Genomic DNA, 6,737 nt, shown 5'->3' with positions numbered 1-6,737 from the left:
GAATCATCGACGGCATCCTTGCTTGTGTTGAGATTTTTGTGAAGAAAAACCACGATGCAACAAGGATGCCGTTCTTCGCTAGCTCAAAATTGTTTCACGCCAGATTCGCCCTAAGTCCACGCCATTCGAGCTCGGCTCCGTTTCTCCCGGCAGCTCCGGTCTAACATCCACTACCACCTCCGACAAATCAATCATTGGATACTGGAGCCACGCTTCCAAAACCTCCAGCGCACGCTTCCGTCGGATGAGCCTATTTCTTTGCGGCAGATCGATAGCATTCCCTCCGAATCGAACCTCGTGCCGGGAGAGTATGTCTGGTAGGAGGGAACACCGCCGATGGCAGATGTCGACGGAAGCCTTCCCGGACGCGTTCCGGGTTCTCTCGCTGCGATGACAGCGTACACTAGCCCGCTCAGCATCGAGAGCACAACGAGTGGCGCAAGCTCCCAGCTTGCGGTCGGCAAACATCGCAAGCTGGAAGCTTACGCTACTCTTAACCTCGCCACCTACTGTCCTCGCGTCCCATAGCGACGGCCCCATCAGGAGAGACTGAATTTGTCAGTGGAATCAACTTCGGGAAAACGAGAAACGCCGGGTTCGCGTTCGGTAGCGACGCGGTGCGAGCGAGTCTTTTGCGGCTGGGATGAACCCTTGTTGCAGCATGCGGCGCGGTGGCTAATCGAGCAGCGGGGCACCGGCTCGTCGGCTGCGCTCGACCTGAGCGGGTGGGACGTGGTGTTGCCCTCAAGCCGTGCGATAACGAGGCTACGCGAGAAATTGGCGGAGGCGGCCCGGGCAAATCGATGCGAGTATCGATCGCCGCGGTTCTACCTCGTCGGTCAGTTGCCCGGTTTGCTGTACCGGCGACCAGCCGAGTGGGCGACGGACTTCGAGCAATCTCTCGCCTGGGCAAGGGTCCTATCAGCTACGGATACCGAGTCGCTCAAGACGCTCGTTCCGACGCCGCCGGAGCCCGATGCCACGGCACCTTGGTTGGATCTCGCATCCACTCTCCGGCGTCTCTGGACCAAGGTTGCAGCGGAGAATATGACCTTCGCAGAGGTTCAGGCAAAAACGGAAGCGGGGGCCGAACAGCGGCGTTGGGAAGTTCTCGGTGCGGCGTTTGATCTTTACCGGCGCGAGCTTCAATCCGCTGAGCGCTGCGACCCGTACGCTGCGGCCCTCGACAAAGTCGCCAGCGGCCAGTGCCGGGCTTCGCGTCCGATCGTGTTGGTCGGCGCCAGCGACCTGTCGGAGATGGTCAAGGCCATGCTGGGGCAGGTCGCGGCCCCCGTTACCGCCCTCGTCGCGGCGCCGCAGTCCGATGCCGATCGCTTCGATGCGACCGGTTGCCTGATCCCAGAGCGTTGGAAAGAGCACCGGTTGCCGCTTGGCGACGAGCAATTGGTGCCCGCCACCGGCGTGGACGATCAATCGAGAGCGGTGATCGAAGCACTCGCCGATTTCGGCCAAGAACACAGTGTCGATGCGATCACGATCGGCGTGACCGATCCCTCTCAGATTGAGCCCATCGAGAACCATTGCCGATTGATGAAAGTCCCCACCTACCGGCACATGGGGTGGACGGTGGCAGAAACCTCGGTTGGGAGATTGCTCGATCTGCTGGTGACGTATCGTCAGCGGCGCACTTGGCGGGCTCTCGCGGCCCTCGTTCGACATGCAGCCGTCTACCAATTGATCGACCGGAGTTGGAATTCCAGCCAGCCAAAGACCGCCTCGCCGAAGCGATCCAAGGGGTGGTTAACGTCGCTCGATCAATTATTGTCCGAGGCTTTCCCTCGCGGCATCGATCACCCCCTGCCTGCTACTCGGCAAGAGACCGCGGCAGCCAATCAAGTCCGAGATTGTCTTCAGGAGTGGCTCGCTCCATTGGACCGGAGTGCTCGCCCGATCCGGAAATGGAGCCAGGTTCTTCTGGAGGTACTCGAATCTGTTTACGCCGACACGATCGAGACCGAGGCGATCGACGACCCGACATCGCTTGCGGTCACCGCGACACGCCGAGTTTTGCTGGAACTGGAGAACTTGAGCGAGTCCTTGGATGCTCCAATCGAATCTCTTGCCGCCCTCGAATTACTAACCAACCGCATCGCGGATATTCCTTTGTCTGATTCGGCAACGGCGGAGAAGATTGAGATCTTGGGGTGGCTGGACCTGGCGCTCGATGACGCGCCCGCTCTCGTCGTTTGTGGACTCAATCATCCCTATGTTCCCGAAGCCGCCGCATCGGATCCCTACCTGCCCTCGTCGCTGCAGTCGGCCCTGAGCCAACGGGTCAACGACCGCCGCTACGCGCGGGACGTCCACGCGATGCATCAGATGCTCACTAGCCGCTCAGAGGTGCGTTTCCTCGTAGGCACCCATTCGGCCGACGGTTCGCCCACGCCGCCGAGCCGGCTGTTGGCAGCGGCGTCGCCCGACGATGCCGCCCGCCGTGTCTGCGGCATCCTGACAGAGCATCGCCCGGCCATGAGCGTGGTCTCGCAGGACGCTTGTATGGAAGACCAGGTGGCAGACCAATCTCACATCGATTATTTTCGCCCCCCGCCCTCACAACCGGGACGTACGGTCGAGACCTTGAGCGTGACCGCGTTCTCAGCCTACCTGGCGTGCCCGTACCGATTCTATCTGCGCTATGTTCTGGGTCTGCGCCCGCTCGATGACTCCACACTCGAACTCGCCGCGAACCAGTTCGGCGACCTCGTCCATGGTGCCCTTGAGTATTTCGGCGAAAGCAAGGCGAAAGACGAGCCCGACCCTGACAAGATCGCCGCAGAGCTGACCGCCCAGCTGCACCGGTACGCCAGCGAATATTATGGTGACAACACAGCGTCGACGGTGCAGATACAGGTTCGCCAAGCCGAACGTCGCTTGAAAACGGTCGCCCTGCGGCAAGCTGAACGGATCGCCCAGGGCTGGCGAATCCATGCCGTCGAAGCATCCGTTGACGAACTCGACTTCGACCGCAAGACCAAGAAACCCAAACAGCCCACGGGGATCCTCATCGATGGAAAGTTCACCGGTCTGCGCGGACGCTTTGATCGAATCGATTATCACCCCGAACTCGATCGTTGGGCGATCTTGGACTACAAGACCCACGGCCATCTGCCGGAGAAGAAACATCTCAAGAAGTTGCCCGACGGTTCGGTGCAATGGGTTGATTTGCAATTGCCGCTGTATCGACGATTCATCCCCGATCTCGGAATCCCCGCCGATCCCATCGATGTGGAACTGGGGTACTTCAACGTGGCCGAGAAGGACGCGGAGACGAAGATCAACCTCGCGACGTTCACGCAATCCCAGTTCGACCAAGCCGATGAACTGATCCACGATTGCGTGCGCAAAATCCGGGACTGTCAATTTGAGTCGCATCCAGCCGGCGTGCAGTACGATGACTATGAAATGATGTTCAACGAATCTATTAACACCGTACCCGTCGACGATGAATGCGAAACGAGTGAGGTGTCCCGATGAACGATCACACCCACCCATCAACCGCACCCGACCGCAAAGATCCGGTCGCGACCGATCAAGAGGCAATCGAGGCATTCGATGAGCTGTTGATAGACCGCGAGATGCTCACGCCCGAATTACTCCGAGGTGCCTTTGAGCCTACCTTGGTTCGCGCCTCGGCGGGCACCGGAAAAACCTATCAGCTCACCGCTCGGCTATTGAAAATCCTGTTGACGGGTGCCCCACCTGAATCGGTCTTAGCCACCACGTTTACCCGCAAGGCCGCTGGCGAGATTCTGACCCGCGTTCTCGTCACGCTCGGCCAAGCCGCCGATGCGGAGCGCCCCGAGAGTCTCGCGGCGCTGCGAGATCAGGTTGGGCTGCCAGGGTTGCCGCGGCACGTCTGCGCCGACCTCTTTCATCGCCTGCTCCGTCACATCCACCGGCTTCGCATCTGCACACTCGATAGCCTCTTTTCACAACTTGCGCGGGCTTTGCCCTTCGAATTGGAACTGCCCCCGGGTTGGCGATTGACCGACGAGGTGGAGGAGGTTTGGCTGCGGCAAGTCGCCGTTGGCAATATGATCGACAGTTTAAAACCGGCCGAGATTGAGAGCCTGATTTCGATGCTCGGCCGGGGCGATGTCAAACGCAATATCGCTCGCGAATTGATCATGGTCGTCGAAACCACCTACGCGATGGCCCGTCAAGCTGACGTTGAGGCCTGGGACACCATCGACGTCCCCGCACGCCCTGAGTCTCCCCAGATCACGTCAACGGCGGGGACCTTTCGGATGGCGGATCTGCCGCAGAAATCACTTCGCGAATTGCTCGAGAAGATGGCTGACTACCTCGACGCTCGCGATTTCGGTCCGCTCGTCGAACAGACGCTGCTCAAAAACATTCACAAATCGCGGCGACTCGATGAGGAAGTGAAGTATGGACGCAGCAAGTTCCCACCCGAGCTCGATCCGGGGTTCGACGTTTTGTACCGATCGGTCCAGTGCGAAGCCCTCTCGCTGTTGAGGAGCCAAAACCACGCTACCGGTGGCGTCGCGGTCCATTATGAACAATCCATTTCGGAACTGAAACAAAACCAACGCGCCTTCGCGTTCGATGACATCGCCGTGCGTTTGGCCAACATCTTCCGGCGGCTCGATGGGGCCACGATCCAGCAGCGCCTCGACTCGCGGATCGACCATCTTCTGCTCGATGAGTTCCAAGACACCGCTCCCGTGCAGTGGCAGGTTTTGAAGGTGCTGGCCGAGTCGGTGGTCAAACCGGCGTCCGATCCCGGTGAAGCCCCGGACTCGACACTCGGCACAACGGATCCGCGCCGCAGTCATTCGTTCTTCTGCGTCGGCGATACCAAACAGGCTATCTACGGTTGGCGGGGTGGTGTTGCGGAGATCTTTGAGGCGGTCGACTCGCAGATCGACGGCATCGTCTCGACGTCGCAGGACATGAGCTACCGCAGCTCTTCCGTTGTGCTCGATGCCGTCACGGACGCCTTCCAAAACCTCACCAAGCACCCTCTCGCGGAAACACCGGCGAGCGAAGACCCAGGGGATAAATCGCTCTACGAAGCGATCGCCCTGCAAACCTTTGCCAAAAAGTTCCCCCAGCACACCGCCGCCCGATCGCTGCCTGGGTTCGTGCGTTTCATGACCGGCCCGCTCGTGCCGCCGAAGGAAAACCCAGAGGATCCGAAAGGGAAACCGATCAAGGCCACTGCCAAGGAGGTTGCCGATGCTCTGATGGTCGAAACCGCCGAACAGATCGCGGGGCTGCACCGCGAGGCACCCGAGCTGACAATCGGTGTCCTGACGCGAACCAATGCGACAGTCGCGATGCTGATCGATCACTTGGAATCACGTGGGGTCGACGTCAGTGCTGAGGGCGGCAATCCGCTGTCCGATTCCGTGGTGGTGCGATGGATTCTTTCCGCCTTGATGATGGTCGAGCACCCCGGTGACGGTCGCTGGCGGTTTCATATCGCCTTCTCACCGCTCGCCGATTGTCTACCGCTGTCCGATGATGACGACGCGAACGCGGCCGCTGACGAACTGCGATCCATGCTCGAAGACCACGGGTTGCCGGCAACTGTGCTGCACCTCGCCGAAACCCTGCGAGCGGCCTGCGATGAGCGCGACCGCGTGCGGCTGGATCAACTCGTCGAGCTGGCGACGCTCTATCGGCACACGGCGAGATCGCGGCTGCGTGATTTTGTTGAGTTGGTCAACACGAAACGTGTGCAGAGGCCTCGCGCCGCGGCGGTACGGGTGATGACCGTTCACCAATCCAAGGGCCTGGAATTCGATGCCGTGTTCTTACCTGAACTTCACAAGGATTTGATTGGTCAATCGCCGCAGTGCATCGCGGACTTGCCCGACCTCAGCCAACCGCCAGTTGGGATGAGCCGCAGTGTCAGCGAAAAACAATGGCACTACCTACCCGAACGCTGGCAGCGAACCTTTGGCGCCAACGTGACCGCGCGGGTCACCGAAGCTTTGTGTCTGCTCTATGTCGCCATGACACGGGCTCGGCAAGGACTGTATCTCCTCACGCCACCAGCGACCAAAGCTGATTTCGAGAACAAGAATGCAGGCTCACTCCTGTTTCATGCATGGAAAGACCCAACCGATACCGATGTCGACGCCACCGCAGGCCGGACGGTGCTCTTCGAGTCCGGTGACGAACAGTGGTGGCAGTCAGCGGAAGCGGCCGAGCAGTCGGCGGTTCCAGAAACGCCACCGAACGCAAAACGCCCGCTATCCTTCCGCCCCATCGGAGAAGTCCCCAGACGCAACGCACAGGTTGAGGATAGGCAGAACGCATAAACCGATGGGCTCGGCGTTCCTTCACAATTCGTAGTGGACGAGGCGACGAGTCCCATATTCGCAGTGGACGAGGCGTCGAGCTGGTCATTACCCACACGATTGCTCCCCCGTGTACTTGTCACACGGGAAGCGACGTTTTGTGATTACCCGCATGTATCCCGAAGGACGTTTCATTACTGCAGCTTTTCATTCGGCGTTCTTGAGCCCCAACGGGGCGGCTGTATGAAAGCCCAGGGCATCGCCCTCTTTATCCTACACATCTTTTCGGGTAGATACACAGGCACATAAAGGATCTCAGTGTGCTCAGGGAGGGCTGCGGCGATGGAATGGATTGAATCGGAGTTCGCTTGGCTTGAATTAGGCGACCTGAGACGAGAAAAACGCGTTAAAACGATTGTCGAGCAGTTTTCGAGAATCGCTGAG

3 protein-coding genes are annotated in these 6,737 nt (G+C 59.6%); all 3 read left to right on the top strand.

Annotated features, from left to right (window positions below):
* Positions 1-561 precede the first annotated feature (561 nt).
* A complete protein-coding gene (locus CA85_RS24455; RefSeq protein ID WP_146394341.1) occupies positions 562-3,495 on the top strand; it encodes a PD-(D/E)XK nuclease family protein in 2,934 nt (977 codons plus the stop codon).
* Positions 3,492-6,314 (top strand): UvrD-helicase domain-containing protein, encoded by a 2,823-nt coding sequence (locus CA85_RS24450; protein ID WP_146394339.1) that lies wholly within the window; start codon positions 3,492-3,494, stop codon positions 6,312-6,314. Before CA85_RS24455 ends, CA85_RS24450 begins: the two co-directional genes overlap by 4 nt.
* A 321-nt stretch (positions 6,315-6,635) precedes the next feature.
* Positions 6,636-6,737, top strand: a 102-nt coding sequence (locus CA85_RS26270; RefSeq protein WP_146393209.1) for an IS4/Tn5 family transposase DNA-binding protein, incomplete at its 3' end; no start/stop codon positions are given.

This window comes from Allorhodopirellula solitaria (assembly GCF_007859855.1).
GTDB classification, from domain to species: domain Bacteria; phylum Planctomycetota; class Planctomycetia; order Pirellulales; family Pirellulaceae; genus Rhodopirellula; species Rhodopirellula solitaria.
The sequence above is the reverse complement of the archived record's forward strand: the minus strand, read 5'-3'. Positions and strand labels throughout refer to the sequence as shown.